The following is a 13,154-nucleotide window of genomic DNA, read 5'->3' as shown; positions in this document are numbered from 1 at the left end:
TGTCATGAGAAATTTGAAAGGAGGGGGTATTATGAAAAACAGTTCAATTTTATTTTTGGCGATTCCGCTTTTGGTGGTGTTTTCCATTTCCGGGTATTGTGATGACTCATCCGATATTGTGGAAACCAAGGCAAACGGCAGTATCAACTGGACCAGAGGGACTGTTACGGCCTCGGGGGTCGGTACACCGCCACAAAGGTTCTTTGGCAGACCCCAGGCGCGGGCGCTGGCTTTAAGAGCTGCAAAAGCGGATGCCCTGCGTCACCTTCTTGAAGTCACCCGGGGGGTCAGGATTGATTCCCGTAAGGCGGTCAGAGAGCTAGGTGATAGAATGATGTCTCAGGTGTCAGGTCTTGTCAAAGCCGCGCATATCATCCGTCAGGAATATCTGTCCGATGGGACAGCGGAAGTCACGATGGAAATGAACCTCCGCGGCAAGTTGGCGGAGCTTGTTCTCCCGGTCTCCAACGGTCCTGTTATCAACGCCACTTTTCCCCTTTCTGAAAAATCTGTTTATACAGGGCTGATTATTGATGCCAAAGGACTTGGGATCAGGCCGGCCATGGCACCGAAAATACTGGATGAAAACGGTCAGGAAATCTATGGCACATCCGTTGTCCCGCGGGAGTGCGCTGTAAAACAGGGAATGGCCGGTTATGCCAAAAGTGTCCAGAATGCTTCGAAAAATCATCGAGTTACAGGCAAGCCTCTCACGGTCAGAGGGTTGAAAACCGAAGGCCCCGCACGCGCTGATATTATTATCAGCAACTCGGATGCGGCCAGATTGAAAGCGGCCGGGTCTTTGCTGAAAAAATGCCGTGTGATGATTGTGGCGGATTAGTCCGCTTTCACTTGACAATTGTCAGTCGCGCAGGACAGGTTAGGTACTTATTTTCATCTGCTTTTCAGATACAATATTGCAGGTCTGGTTACGCTCATCATAAGTAATAAGCGCTTTCCCGCTTTTCAACTGGCTTCTGACCTGCGCGACTTTTTCTTCCAGGGAAAATGTCCTGTCCCCATATTCTGTTCCTTCCCGCGTGACAAATTCTTCAATGAGTCCCTGCAGGGCCTCGGGAGTTAGCTGATCATAAGGAATGATGACAAGATTGCTCATTTTCTTTTTACCCACCGATGTTTGGTTAGTATCCGTGTTCTGGATATGGAATCTGTAATACTTTGAATTGATACCAATAATCGTATATTGAGAAACACTTCCCAAATTTCGTCTTCTGTAACACCGTGTCTGAACAGAGCCGGGGAACGAGAAAGGATTATCAGCAGGAGACCGCAGAACTCAGGAAAATTAAATTATCATAATGAGTTCAGTCCGCATGAACCTCTGAAAAGAGCCTTAAAGAACAATGTTCCGCCATGTAAACAAAATCCCTGTCAGCGGTAAAAAGTTCCGCATTCCGAGTGATTGCAATGGCAGCAATCAGGCAATCCGTAGGAGATGTTGCCACGCCTGAGCTTCGACAGAGATTGGCTATTCGGGCCGCAGTGATGTGATCATCCTGTGTCGCAAGAATGACCGGAAAAGGTTTCAGCAGCCTCCGCAGCCGATTAAACTGTGCCTCTTCACGCAGGCCGGAAAGTAATTCCTGAAGAACAATACCCGGCAGAGCGAGGAGGTCATCATTTTCAATCAGCTTATGCAATGTATTTACTTCGTAAGGTATTCCCATATTATGTTTTGGTCTGCGGAATGCCAGTGACCAAACTGAAGTGTCAACCAAAATCATCGTCTTCTTCTTTCCTCTTTATAATCATATTCCGGATCAAAATCAAATTTACCGAAATACTTTAATATTTTAATACGTTCTCGTTTTCGGATATATTCCTCAAGTGCCTTGTTTATGAGTTCGCATTCTGTATGATCTCCTCCCAGGCACTTGGCTTGTTCAAGCAATTCATTATTGATTTGAATGTCTGTAAGCATAATTTTTCCTCCTCTTTCATATGATAAAAATTCTGATTCTTTATTTTTCCGGTGTGTTACAAATATTTAAAAAATTATCATGAATAATGTACTCACTACAAGCAAAATATTTACTGATTATAACGGATTTAGGGGAGGGCCGACCAAGCCCTGTAAGGGCGGGGCATATTTGTGGCAAGGTTTGCAGGACCCGGTCAGGCCCCGTGGGGGCGGCATATTCGCTACAAATATGCCACCCCCACGGGGCTTGACTGGCCTCCCCTAAATCCGTTATAATCAGCCCGTTTCATTATGCGATTTTTAAAACCGTGCCGAAACCTTGGTCCGATCATCCGATCCGGACTACCAGCACCGTCACGGTGTCTGCTTTTTGCCCTTCCGGAGAAGGGACAGGATTCTGTCCATGGGTCGGCAGGTCGGCATCCGCCAACCTGGCGAGCTGGGGAGAGGGCAAGGCGGAAGCCAAGGATGAGGCTCCGGCGGTCCGGCGAGTAGCGGCTCCGAAGCGCCGACCGGCAGTACCCGGCGCAGTAGTCCCAACAGCCGCCCCGAAGGACACGGTACGAGCCTGTGGACGGTCCCCGGGGGTCGGTGACGGAACCTGACGGATAATCCCCGTACCAGTCCTGACACCATTCCCAAACATTGCCAATCATATCATACAAACCCCAATTATTCAGTGCTTTCCGGGAAACCGTATGAATACCGCATGTATTCGCACAGGGATACTGTCTTTCGCTCCAGCCGGAACACCCATCATAGCCACCCGAATAGTCAACACAACTGTTACCTCCGTACCATGCAATCGGAAATGCAACAGAGACGCTTCACGTCTCGTATCAGCCTAAGACATTATTATCTCCATCAATCATCTTCATCTCCGTGTTGTCTCGTTCCCCAATTTGTCACGGGACGCGAAGCGTCCGGGCTGCATTCCCACGCGAAGCGTCACTGCCATTAAGTTAAGACTCATCCGGGGTGGCAAAAAGAGTTTCCGGCAAGAATGCGAAAAATAATTTTCGCACTCCGGAAGCTTAACTTAATGGCAGTGACGCGAAGCATGGGAACGAGATGAGTGAAATGAAATTGCAGGGCAGACAAAAATTAATTCAGTCAACCCAGTTTTTAAGTGCCAAATTAGGCACATGTTTAAAATGCCGAACATTACGGGTTACAAGCACAGCCTGATGAGCGAGGGTCATACTGGCAATCAGAATATCAGCACGGCCGATTTTATGTAATTTTTTCAACTTTTTCAGTTCCTCAAATCGTGTTGCGGATTTTTCATCCATCATCAGCACCGGAATCTGAGAAAGAAGTTCCTCGGTTCGGTTAAGTAATTTCTGAGCTCTTACCAACTGGTTCCGATCAGATGCCTTCAGCAAAAATTCGAAACGGCCGCGCAGCAGTTCTATTTTGGTAATCACCGTGATTCTCACATCGGGATCATCGAGCTTTTTAAGATTTGCAATTACATTCGGATGACCCGCATGTAAATGTGTAAGGGTGTCTGTGTCAAGGATGTGCATCAGAAAAGTTCCGCTTCCGGCCTCCCCCGCTTCGAATATATTGCCATACGAAGCTCATCCAATGTTTCGTCATCTGAGAACACACCCGCCTGATTCAGCAATATCATTCTTGCATCGTGGCTTCGCAGCCAGTCATCTATGGCAGTCTTCAGAAAACGCCATTCATCTTCGATTCTGCGGCCCGGAATTCTGCCCCGAAGCACCTGTCTTTCGATTTTTTCCTCGGGAACACGCAGATATTCGGCCACCTCTTTTAAAGTGAAAACATTTTTTATCAGAATATGGCTCATATCTTTCACCCTTTCAGTTTTAAGGTTTAATTGTGAGAACCGAAGTTCGCAACGCATCAGCAACCGTGAGTATCTCGTTTATCTCGTTACCACGCTGTCGCCCCGGAGTGCCGAATCTACAGTTTTTGCAACATATCTCATGTCTCAAAACTCCGGTGCGTTTGCCAAACTGTAAGTTTGGCACTCCGGATGATCTATTTCTCCCGGACAAACTCCACCCTGCGGTTCAGCGCTCTGCCGTGTTCCGTGTCGTTGGATGCGATGGGACGGCTCTCACCATACGCTCTGACATTCAGACGGCTTTCCTCAATCTGGAACACGGATGTCAGGAACGCCTTCACGGCCCTGGCCCGTCTCCGGGACAGATCCATGTTGTATTCATCCGTGCCTTTGCTGTCCGCATGTCCCTCAACGACAAACACGGCATCCGGCAAATCCTCCTGAAATGCCGCGCCGAATTCTCTCAGCAGCGGGTATGATTCGGATCTGACGGCATCAGAATCAAAGTCGAACTGAATCAGCGCGCCGACCCTGGGTTTGTCATCGGCAATCTCCGAGGGGATACTTTTGGCAGGACTGAAGCTCCTTGGGACTGCCCAGATCACGACTGAGCGCATCCGAAATATCCTTCCGGGTGGTGGGAAACTGAAGCGGCTCCTCGGCTTCGGCCTTTTCCACAGACATACCGAAAATTACCATAAAAAACAATACATAACACAGCAATGTTTTCATAATTTATCTCCCTTGTAATTTGTAATTTGAAACTTGAAGCAACCGCCCCGACATAAATGTCAGGGCTGAAAGCTCAAGCCTGCTGAAGCAGGCTGTTTATAGCTGCCTTCAGGCTGCTTTGGCTATCAGACGGGGGATTGATCCCCATAGGTGTAAAGTTAAGGATACTTAACTAACCTGCTAACGGTATGATTTCAAAAAATAAATTCACATTTATCAGATTGAAAAGACGGAAAGACAGAGGCATGCCTTTACCCGGCTGCCCGAGTTCCGAGAGGTTTACCTTTACATATTTATAGTTTTCAAGAACTGCTCCGTCGATAAGTACATCAAGGGAGTTTTTTCTGCTTTTCTGCCTCTCTTTCCGGCATGTGTCAGTTATTTTTGCTATCATTTTCCTGACATGTTTTGCCGCTTTGTCAGCAGAATCCGAAAGCAGCACTGTCAGACCGGCTATGTTTCTTCTGAAATATTTCACTGTCTTGTCAATACTTACCTCTTCGCCGAGTATCCGCCATGCCTCTGATCTGGCATTCGAATAACAGTAGGATATGAACATCACAACTATCGCTTTTCCCAATACTTCGCACCTGAGCCTGTCCTCATTGTTTCTTACTTCTGTTTTATGAATGTTCAATACCGATTTAAACTGTTTGAAAAATAATTCCACAGACCATCTGATCGGATAAAATGCAAGGATGGTTCTCACATCCTCCGTTTTCTCAGCAGGAATATTTGTCATCATAAAGTTCCACTCACACAGTCGCAGTGATTCTTTCTTGGGGGTTCTTCCTTTCTTTTTGGCATTCTGACACATTTTTCTCCGTTTTTTGTTTGCAACTTCTTCCGGAACTCTGACTGCGAAAAAGCGTATCTTTATCTTTTTCTCTTTGTTTCCCGTATAACATTCGAATTCAAATATTGTCTCATTGCCGTTCAGCTTTTTCAATATCTCCGAGATTCCGATTCTCTCATATTCTTCCCCTTTCTTTATATACAGACCGATTCCGGAATAATTAAAACGGGATATGAAAAAGGCTTCTTTGTCATCAGTTATTTTCAGCATGTCCGCAATTGAATATCCCAGATCGAAAATAAGCAGATCATCCGCGCTGATCTGATCGCCCAGTGTCTTCGAATAACTCTGATCGTTACACGTTTGTTTTTTTATATCAAACAGCTGAATCACTCCGGTTTTGTAATCATACATTAACTGAACTTTGCAACCCGCAATGTTATATCCCGGAAATGCGGATTTCAGGCCCGGGGGCAGCTCCCATGACGAACTGTCAATAATATTCACTCTGCCGAACTGATTTAATACGTCAATATTGATATTATGTCCGTTTTCAGTCGCCGTTCTGAAAAAAAATGAAAAAACTTCTGTCAGAAAATCAATGGCATACTGATTAAAACGGTCATTTATTCCCGCCCTTGAAATACATTCGGACAGATTTTCCGCTATGGCACCCAGAGTTATTGTGGTCGTTGTCAGCGAACCGAAAGTCAGCGATATGAAAAATTCGAATGCGTCCAATTTCCGTTTTCTCTTTATGAAACCGGTTTTTTCAGCTATTTTTCTGATCTTTCCTTTTTTGAAAAACTTTTTAACTGTTCTGACATCAATTTTAATCTGTTTATTTATCATTGCACAGTCCTCCCAAATATGATCTTATGAGATTGTCGGATATTTTGTTTTTTTCACACAGTCCGGAATATCAGCATGTGCTGAGAGATGCAATGAAAAAGTAATTTGCGACACGGCATTTCTTGCATTTTATTTAAACAACAACCATATGTTATAAAAGGATATTTTTACAATTCAGCAGTTCCTTAACTTTACACCTATGGGATAACAGCGGAGCGTTCAAAATTACCAGTCTGAGTCCGAATGAGCGCTATCAGCTGAAGTTCAAAGTGATTGGCAAAGATATGCCTCAGCTATGGGCCCGCGGGCAAAAAGGCATCGGCGTGAGTCAGCGTAAGGATGCACAAGGCATTGAGGCAGGCACACCTGTAATATTCTTGTTTGACAAAGAATGGGATGAATAAATCGGATCAACAGATGGAAATCCCCCTGAGGGACCCACCAATGCAGCTGACCTAAGAAGTTCCGGACGGATCCGGAGTGCAAAAATTTTATTTTTGCAATTGCGAAAAAGCATTTTTCGCACTCCGGAAAGAGTACTGGAAAACCTGTTCAGCCTCAGTGCAAAAATTTTATTTTTGCAATTGCGAAAAAGCATTTTTCGCACTCCGGAAAGAGTACTGGAAAACCTGTTCAGCCTCAGTGCAAAAATTTTATTTTTGCAATTGCGAAAAAGCATTTTTCGCACTCCGGAAAGAGTACTGGAAAACCTGTTCAGCCTTAAGTCAACAGTATTGCGAGAGGGCGCAGGGGAGCAACTGAAAAAATCCCCCGGCATCCCCCGAGTGAACTCACGCCGAAGTCAAAGGGAGATTTCCATCTGATGAGAATCAGGAAACCGGGTCTGAAAGGCCCGGTTTCTTTTTCAGGATGAAAAATGAAACACAGAAAACACAGATTAAATATTATTTTTTTTATATTACTCTTCGTTTGTTATACCAACTCCGCAACAGGTCAGCAGCTCGGAACTGTCCGGAATCTGGCGTCCGTAACACATGATATTGACCAACCTTCCGGCATTTCCGAAATAAAGACACTTTGGGATCCGCCTTTGGGAAGCCCTGCTGATATCAGCTACTATGCCCTGTTTAACACAGAAGCGGAATATACATTTGATGATCTGAATACGCTCGGTATTGTTCCTGTCAAAATAGAAATTGGCATCAGTGATGATTACGCTGAATCAGAGCCGGATGATGTGGCCTATTATTTTCATATTGCTGCCGTGGATGAGGAGGGGGAAATCGGTCTGACAGCAAGTGCCGGTCCTTACCGCATTGATGTGGTTCCGCCTTCCGGGATAAGCGTTTTAATGCCGGAAAGCATTTCAAAGCGGCTTGTCACCCTGTCTCTGGAAGCAGAGGGCGCGTCCGAGATATATATCAGTAATAATTACGGCGGAGCAGATGGCGAATGGGAAGCTATGACAAATTCCAAAGAATGGATGCTGGGCAAAGGGGCAGGTAATAAAACCGTATATGTCCGATTCAGAGACGTGGTCGGAAATATCTCCGAGGTGTCTGCCGACACAAATTTCATCATCGGCGATGTTGATGCCCGCGACAGCCAGGTCATCATTGATCTGAAAGACCTCATACTGGCATTAAAAGTGATCACAGGAGATGCCTCGGGTGCGGAGGTGAATCCTGACGCTGATGTAAATTCTGACGGGAAGATCGGAATCGAGGAAGCTGTCTATATTTTAAGAAAACTTTCCCAGGGATAACTGCCTGCCCCGAAAATCCGATTTTTTTGAGAAACAGTCAGTCCGATGAGATAAAAATTTGTCCAGCGTCATAGGAAAAGTCTAATAAACTGTATTATATAATAAAATGTATTGATAAATTTTAACATGTCTTATCAAAAAAGATAATTTCCTATCAACTGGGAATTTTTCTGATTTGAAAAAGACAGGTCAGGAGTTTATTTCTATTTTTATTTTCAGATAACCTTTTTAATTTATATATTTTTTTTATACTCCTCCTTAAAAATGCCTCTCCCCCTATTTTTGGCATTGATATTGCATCTGTGTATGTCTGTCTGGACCCTGGTTCAAGGATTAAGGCATTGACAGGATCCATTCGCGGTAAATTCCAAGTTCAGACAACAGAATGATGAAATGGCTGAAATAAAAATATCCGTGTCGGAAATTTTTTGAGGGTCATTTAAACTCGATAATCAAGTTTTTTTCCTCATTCCTGCGAAAGCGGGAATGACAGACTGCCTGGCCGGATCAGATCAAAATACTTGATTCTTGAGTTAAAGAAAGGGGGGGGATATATGGGGCAGGTATAAAATATTAACGCATCATAGGTGTCCGAGTAAATTATGACGGGCAAATTCAGAGGGTGTAATTAAAAATGTCAGATTTTTAAATATCAGATAATTAAAGCATTTAATTTCAGGTAGTTATCTTTGTAAACGAGCTTCGCATGGCACTTCTGATTACACCCGAAGTTCGAGGCTTTGGAAACTTCACAATGATTTTTTTGCTTTTTGGCATAAAAGGAGCCGGCTGGCAAAGATCAGTAAATTTTAAACATCAAGATTCCCAAAAAATTGGGCAACATTAAAAAGGAGAGTTGGTATTATGAAAAATTGGAAAAACAGATTTCATTGTGTTGCGATCATTGCATGTTTTTGTTTTCTGGTAACGCCTGCGTGGGGTACGGATAACTCGGATCGTCTCAACACGGTAACAGGTTATGATGCCGAGGATTACCTCATGGACAGCGTAACTGGCAAGAAGTACTCCGGAGGACTGGATACGGCTTATGTGGGTACGAATGACACTCCGTGCTTTATCAAATGCGAGGACGGATACTCAGACAGCAAGTATCATATATATGTCAGAATTTTTGACTATGAAGGAAACGAAGTGGAAGCAATTCAGGTAAAAGAAAGTACTTCCACGCTTTATTCTCAGGCTGTCAAAGTGCATCCGGACGAAAATGAGATATGGTGTTCTTATACGGACAACTCAGGTGACGGGGCATGGTATACCGTAGATGCCGACTTTTCTAAAAATGGCGGAGACAGTCCGAACAACATTCTCAGCAACGTGACCTATAAATATGATCAGCCGGCCGCATGGGAAGTGGAATGGCTGGAGACATCCGCGAATGTATGGACGCCATTCTTCGCCGGAAAAGCAAGCGATGCCTGGAGTGATCCCCATGCGATTTTCATCAGAAACGGCAGTTCCTAGAAAAAGGTCGCGGAAATTGGCGGATACTCCAACGGATTTGCTTTTAATGGTGACGGAGACCTCGTTACCGGTCTGTCTGGCAGCACCTACAACATCTATGTATTCGACAACAGCGATGTTTTGGCGACTATTGATCCGCCGGACTGGAGTGGTACTGATCTCGGGCCCAATGATTTCGAAGCGGATGCTGATGGCAATGTTTATGGCTCTTTTAACGGATTCTTTGATTCTCAGGGTTGTGGAAAAATCGTTCGGATTAATTCATCAAGCACCACGGACATCGCATCCACAGATACGAATTACTCCGGATGGCAGTGGCAGAAAGCAATGGCCTTTGACGGAGACGGCAGTCTTTCGGACGGAGGAAATTATCCGACCGCTACTGGAAACCGCCTTTTTGTTGATCAGGACTTTGGCTGGGGAAGCGGCGGACCTGATGAGATCACGGAAATTTTTAAGGAAGAAACAAATGACTCCAGTTGGCTGAATTTCTAAAGCTTATCTCGTTCAGCACATAGGTATTCGGAAAAACCCGTCGAGTTCACCCAGGCTCGGTTCGGATTGATAAATCCGAAGCGCCGTCCCGCGGGATTTGGCAATCTCGCGGGAGCGGCAGGGGTTTACCGAATATTTACTTCAGCACGGAGCTGAGACTGTGAGACCTGCGAGGTTTTTAACACCCACGCTTTGCGTGGGAATGCCTTTCGGACGCTTCGCGTCCTGCACGGTATTCGGATTTCCTCGTTCCCATGCTTTGCGTGGGAATGTCTTTTCCTCGTTCCCATGCTTTGCGTGGGAATGCCTTTCGGACGCTTCGCGTCCTGTATGGTATTCGGATTCGTGACGCGAAGCGTCTGCACGGTATTTCCTCGTTCCCATGCTTTGCGTGGGAATGCAGTGCAGACGCTTCGCGTCCTGCACGGTATTTCCTCGTTCCCATGCTTTGCGTGGGAATGCAGTGCAGACGCTTCGCGTCCTGCACGGTATTTCCTCGTTCCCATGCTTTGCGTGGGAACGAGAGCTACGAGATTCCTCGTTCCCATGCTTTGCGTGGGAATGTCTTTTCCTCGTTCCCATGCTTTGCGTGGGAATGCCTTTCGGACGCTTCGCGTCCTGCACGGTATTCGGATTCGTGACGCGAAGCGTCCGCACTGCATTCCCACGCGAAGCGTGGGAACGAGAGCTACGAGTTTAAACAGGTGCTTATCTGGCAAATCCCATGCCTCCGACAAATGCCGGAGAAATATTTTCCAAATTATTATTTTTTGCAAGCTGTTTTTCCTTTTCCAGCCGGTTGAGAAGAAAAAAATCCACGTCACTGATTTCTCCGCTCGTTTGCTCGCCGGGAAGTGCCGGCACCTCATTGGGATTCAATGCCCTGACAAGCCGGGGAGTTACCGTGATAACCAGCTCGCTTTCATCTTTCTGAAACTCTTTGCTGGTGAACAGGCTTCCCAATATGGGAATATCCCCCAGAAAAGGAATTTTGTTAATTACCGTGCGTTCCTCTTCTTTGAGAAGTCCGGCCATGACAAAGGTCTGTCCGTCTCTGAGTTGCAGGGTTGTTGATCCCCGCCGGGTTTTAAGCCCGGGAACCGCAGCGCCTCCGGAAAAAATAGAGAGTGAGTAATCCGGACTGCTCACTTCAGGATTGACCTGGAGGGTAATGGTTTCTTTTCCCACCACTGTGGGCGTGAATCTGAGCATCACACCGAATTTTTTAAAATGGATGCTCAGACCCTCTCCCCAGAGGGGAATGGGAAACTCTCCGCCCACAAGAAAACTGGCTTCCTGGCCGCTCATGGTGACAAGGGTGGGACTGGCGAGAATCCGGGCAAGTCCCTGTCCTTTTAATATACTCAGTATGCCAAGCGTATTATCCTCAACCGCATGAAGGGCCAGCTGAAACGCGGATGCATAAGGTGAACTCATTTGGATGGCGGATTCGAGGGCTTTGTCCGTTATTTTCCCAACTGTAGTATTAACAGTTTCCCGGGCTGTCCCGGTTTCCCAGTCTTCTGAAAATCCCCAGGACTGTCCCGCGACTGTTCCGTTGGGCATGATACCGATGTTCCAGTGATCATTAAGTTTAAGGCCGTTGACAAGGGCTCCCAGCCCCATCTGCTTTTCAGCGGAACGGGAGACTTCCGCGATCTGGACTTCAAGCTGAACCTGTTGGGAACCTCTCAGCGTAATCAGATTCAGTGACGGCACACCAAAAGTGCCGCTAAGTTTCAGCACCCGGTCCAGCATCTCCTGGCTTTCAACTTCGCCGTCCAGAATAATTCCTGCCTTCCCTTTCCGCACTTTGACCCTTGCCCGGGGAACGATCTCTTCAAGCTGTTTCTGAATCTCTTTGACAAGGTTCCTGACAACGCGGACATTGACCTCACACACTTCTGCCCGGTCATCTCCGTACCAGATAATGAGGTTGGTGGTCCCCATCTCTTTTTTTGCAACAATAAGAATCTGCGTGGGGGTGATCATTTCCACATCAGCAAGCGCGGCATCTCCGATGGAAATGCTGGTCACACGTTCCTCGGTCTTTTTCACAAAAGATTTGCGAGGTTCGATTTCTATTGTGCAGCTGGGCTCTGCAAAATCATCACATACAGAGGCATGTAAAACATTAGGAACACAGATGGTTAGAAATATAAAAACAATAAACAACTGACAGCGATTAAGCATTCGTTCATCTTTCAATAAAATTTTTCCACTTTGACTTTTTTGACACCATTTAAGATAAGCGTCTTATGGATATTTTGTCTTTTCTTTATCATGGACTTATCGGGAATTAACTGTTTGAAACCGTCTGTTTTCCGGGTCCTGTCATTTTTGTTTCTGCTGATAATGATACCGCTGACCACGGCACCTCTCACTCCCTGAACAATTCCTCCCAGTGCTTCAGCTTCTTTCGGGGTTACCAGAACCGTTACCCAGTTTACAGGCATGTCCGCATCAGGCCCCGGGAGGATATTTCTGTCTGAAACCAAAATCTCAAGGTCTTGGAAAACGGTTTTGACCCCGTGCCGTTTCCCTGCCAAAGTAACTTTCGCATCAGTTTCGTAATCATCTATGGCACCGGAAGCCATTTTAAATACACAGGACTCAACATTGAAAAGAATATCCACCCGGTCTCCGCGTCGGAGGACCGAACAAATTCCATCTTTATCGGTCACAGGAACGCTGACCGCACGCATATTCATGGGAATCTTCTGACAGATATCGTCCTCAGGGTTTCGGAACAGGCCCGCACCATACTCAGGCGTAAACACAGCCGGGGCTGTCTTGGTCTCCCTGATGTCTTTGGGATTTCTTACGAAGATTTTGAACCGGGATGTTTTCGAACATGCGGCGATGACAGCAGCCTGTTCCGGAGTCACCAGCAGGGAAATGACCTCTGACAAACCTTCTTCCTCATCTTCCTCTTCCTCTGTATCTCCACGGTCCCAAATTTCAACTTTCTGTAAAAGCGTTCTGGATACTTTCCCCTCACCTTCAGATAAAAAATTTACAGCAATGACGTCTGTCAAATCTCCTTTTCTGAGTTTCCGGGATATTCCTGAAATTTCATAAACCCTTATGTTCACCGCCCTCATTCCCTCGGGAATGGAACATGTGCGATGGAACTGAGAAACTGGTAATAATGCTTTGTCACCCGGGGCGTCCGGTATTGCCGTTGTCATACTTTCGGGGGCAGAGATATCTGAACAGACAGGAACCACATCAGACACCATCAGTCCGAGAAAAACAAATCCCCCCCATATGATGAAATTTTGGGTGGTGTTCTAAAACTGGACTTTTC

General features: G+C 46.0%; 18 protein-coding genes and 1 pseudogene. 5 read left to right on the top strand and 14 right to left on the bottom strand.

The features are described from left to right. Positions 1–31 precede the first annotated feature (31 nt). A complete protein-coding gene (locus dnm_RS08615) occupies positions 32–841 on the top strand; it encodes a TP0624 family protein (RefSeq protein WP_207682261.1) in 810 nt (269 codons plus the stop codon). A 39-nt stretch (positions 842–880) separates the two neighbouring features. Here dnm_RS08615 and dnm_RS08610 read toward each other — a convergent pair whose 3' ends face one another. The 10 genes and pseudogenes from dnm_RS08610 to dnm_RS08570 all read right to left on the bottom strand — a co-directional run bounded on the left by dnm_RS08610 (position 881) and on the right by dnm_RS08570 (position 6,141). Next, positions 881–1,222, bottom strand: coding sequence for a YheU family protein (locus dnm_RS08610; RefSeq protein WP_353740333.1), 342 nt, complete (start codon positions 1,220–1,222; stop codon positions 881–883). 103 nt (positions 1,223–1,325) lie between these two features. Continuing rightward, a complete protein-coding gene (vapC, locus tag dnm_RS08605) occupies positions 1,326–1,745 on the bottom strand; it encodes a type II toxin-antitoxin system VapC family toxin (protein WP_207682260.1) in 420 nt (139 codons plus the stop codon). Further along, a complete protein-coding gene (locus tag dnm_RS08600) occupies positions 1,742–1,942 on the bottom strand; it encodes a type II toxin-antitoxin system VapB family antitoxin (protein ID WP_207682259.1) in 201 nt (66 codons plus the stop codon). The genes vapC and dnm_RS08600 overlap by 4 nt, the downstream gene beginning before the upstream one ends. A gap of 328 nt (positions 1,943–2,270) precedes the next feature. Beyond that, complete coding sequence (locus tag dnm_RS30825) at positions 2,271–2,408, bottom strand: hypothetical protein (RefSeq protein WP_246556264.1); 138 nt, start codon at positions 2,406–2,408, stop codon at positions 2,271–2,273. Between the two features lie 40 nt (positions 2,409–2,448). Then, a pseudogene (locus tag dnm_RS31580) lies at positions 2,449–2,598 on the bottom strand (formylglycine-generating enzyme family protein); the annotation flags it as partial. Positions 2,599–3,051: 453 nt separating this feature from the next. Next, positions 3,052–3,471, bottom strand: a complete 420-nt coding sequence (locus tag dnm_RS08590; RefSeq protein ID WP_207682257.1) for a type II toxin-antitoxin system VapC family toxin — start codon at positions 3,469–3,471, stop codon at positions 3,052–3,054. Next, entirely contained in the window at positions 3,471–3,761 is a 291-nt protein-coding gene (locus tag dnm_RS08585) for a helix-turn-helix domain-containing protein (RefSeq protein WP_207682256.1), read from the bottom strand. The genes dnm_RS08590 and dnm_RS08585 overlap by 1 nt, the downstream gene beginning before the upstream one ends. A gap of 194 nt (positions 3,762–3,955) precedes the next feature. Continuing rightward, positions 3,956–4,366, bottom strand: a complete 411-nt coding sequence (locus tag dnm_RS08580; protein ID WP_207682255.1) for an OmpA family protein — start codon at positions 4,364–4,366, stop codon at positions 3,956–3,958. After that, positions 4,302–4,493: a hypothetical protein gene (locus dnm_RS08575; RefSeq protein WP_207682254.1), complete on the bottom strand. Its 192-nt coding sequence runs from the start codon at positions 4,491–4,493 to the stop codon at positions 4,302–4,304. Before dnm_RS08575 ends, dnm_RS08580 begins: the two co-directional genes overlap by 65 nt. A 172-nt stretch (positions 4,494–4,665) precedes the next feature. Beyond that, the gene (locus tag dnm_RS08570) at positions 4,666–6,141 is read right to left on the bottom strand and encodes an IS4 family transposase (protein ID WP_207679109.1); all 1,476 of its coding nucleotides are present in this window, start codon (positions 6,139–6,141) and stop codon (positions 4,666–4,668) included. Positions 6,142–6,410: 269 nt separating this feature from the next. Between dnm_RS08570 and dnm_RS31215 the strand changes: the two genes are divergently transcribed. Both dnm_RS31215 and dnm_RS08565 read left to right on the top strand, forming a co-directional pair. Further along, on the top strand, positions 6,411–6,545 hold the full coding sequence (locus tag dnm_RS31215; RefSeq protein ID WP_276571865.1) for a hypothetical protein: 135 nt from the start codon (positions 6,411–6,413) through the stop codon (positions 6,543–6,545). 473 nt (positions 6,546–7,018) lie between these two features. Then, the gene (locus dnm_RS08565) at positions 7,019–7,867 is read left to right on the top strand and encodes a hypothetical protein (RefSeq protein WP_207682253.1); all 849 of its coding nucleotides are present in this window, start codon (positions 7,019–7,021) and stop codon (positions 7,865–7,867) included. 154 nt (positions 7,868–8,021) lie between these two features. Here the strand turns inward: dnm_RS08565 and dnm_RS08560 are convergent, their stop codons facing one another. Then, a complete protein-coding gene (locus dnm_RS08560) occupies positions 8,022–8,222 on the bottom strand; it encodes a hypothetical protein (protein WP_207682252.1) in 201 nt (66 codons plus the stop codon). Between the two features lie 509 nt (positions 8,223–8,731). Here dnm_RS08560 and dnm_RS08555 point away from each other — a divergent pair. Then, a complete protein-coding gene (locus tag dnm_RS08555) occupies positions 8,732–9,349 on the top strand; it encodes a hypothetical protein (RefSeq protein WP_207682251.1) in 618 nt (205 codons plus the stop codon). A gap of 120 nt (positions 9,350–9,469) precedes the next feature. Next, a complete protein-coding gene (locus dnm_RS08550) occupies positions 9,470–9,844 on the top strand; it encodes a hypothetical protein (protein WP_207682250.1) in 375 nt (124 codons plus the stop codon). A 125-nt stretch (positions 9,845–9,969) separates the two neighbouring features. Here the strand turns inward: dnm_RS08550 and dnm_RS08545 are convergent, their stop codons facing one another. Genes dnm_RS08545 through dnm_RS08535 form a run of 3 tightly spaced genes read right to left on the bottom strand, consistent with a single transcriptional unit; the run spans position 9,970 to position 13,086 of the window. Next, positions 9,970–10,563, bottom strand: coding sequence for a hypothetical protein (locus dnm_RS08545; RefSeq protein WP_207682249.1), 594 nt, complete (start codon positions 10,561–10,563; stop codon positions 9,970–9,972). Next, positions 10,553–12,052, bottom strand: a complete 1,500-nt coding sequence (locus dnm_RS08540) for a type II and III secretion system protein family protein (RefSeq protein ID WP_207682248.1) — start codon at positions 12,050–12,052, stop codon at positions 10,553–10,555. The genes dnm_RS08545 and dnm_RS08540 overlap by 11 nt, the downstream gene beginning before the upstream one ends. Next, positions 12,049–13,086 (bottom strand): RcpC/CpaB family pilus assembly protein, encoded by a 1,038-nt coding sequence (locus tag dnm_RS08535; RefSeq protein ID WP_207682247.1) that lies wholly within the window; start codon positions 13,084–13,086, stop codon positions 12,049–12,051. Before dnm_RS08535 ends, dnm_RS08540 begins: the two co-directional genes overlap by 4 nt. Positions 13,087–13,154 lie beyond the last annotated feature (68 nt).

The organism is Desulfonema magnum (assembly GCF_017377395.1).
In the GTDB taxonomy this organism is placed as follows: Bacteria; Desulfobacterota; Desulfobacteria; order Desulfobacterales; family 4be13; genus Desulfonema_C; species Desulfonema_C magnum.
The sequence above is the reverse complement of the archived record's forward strand: the minus strand, read 5'-3'. Positions and strand labels throughout refer to the sequence as shown.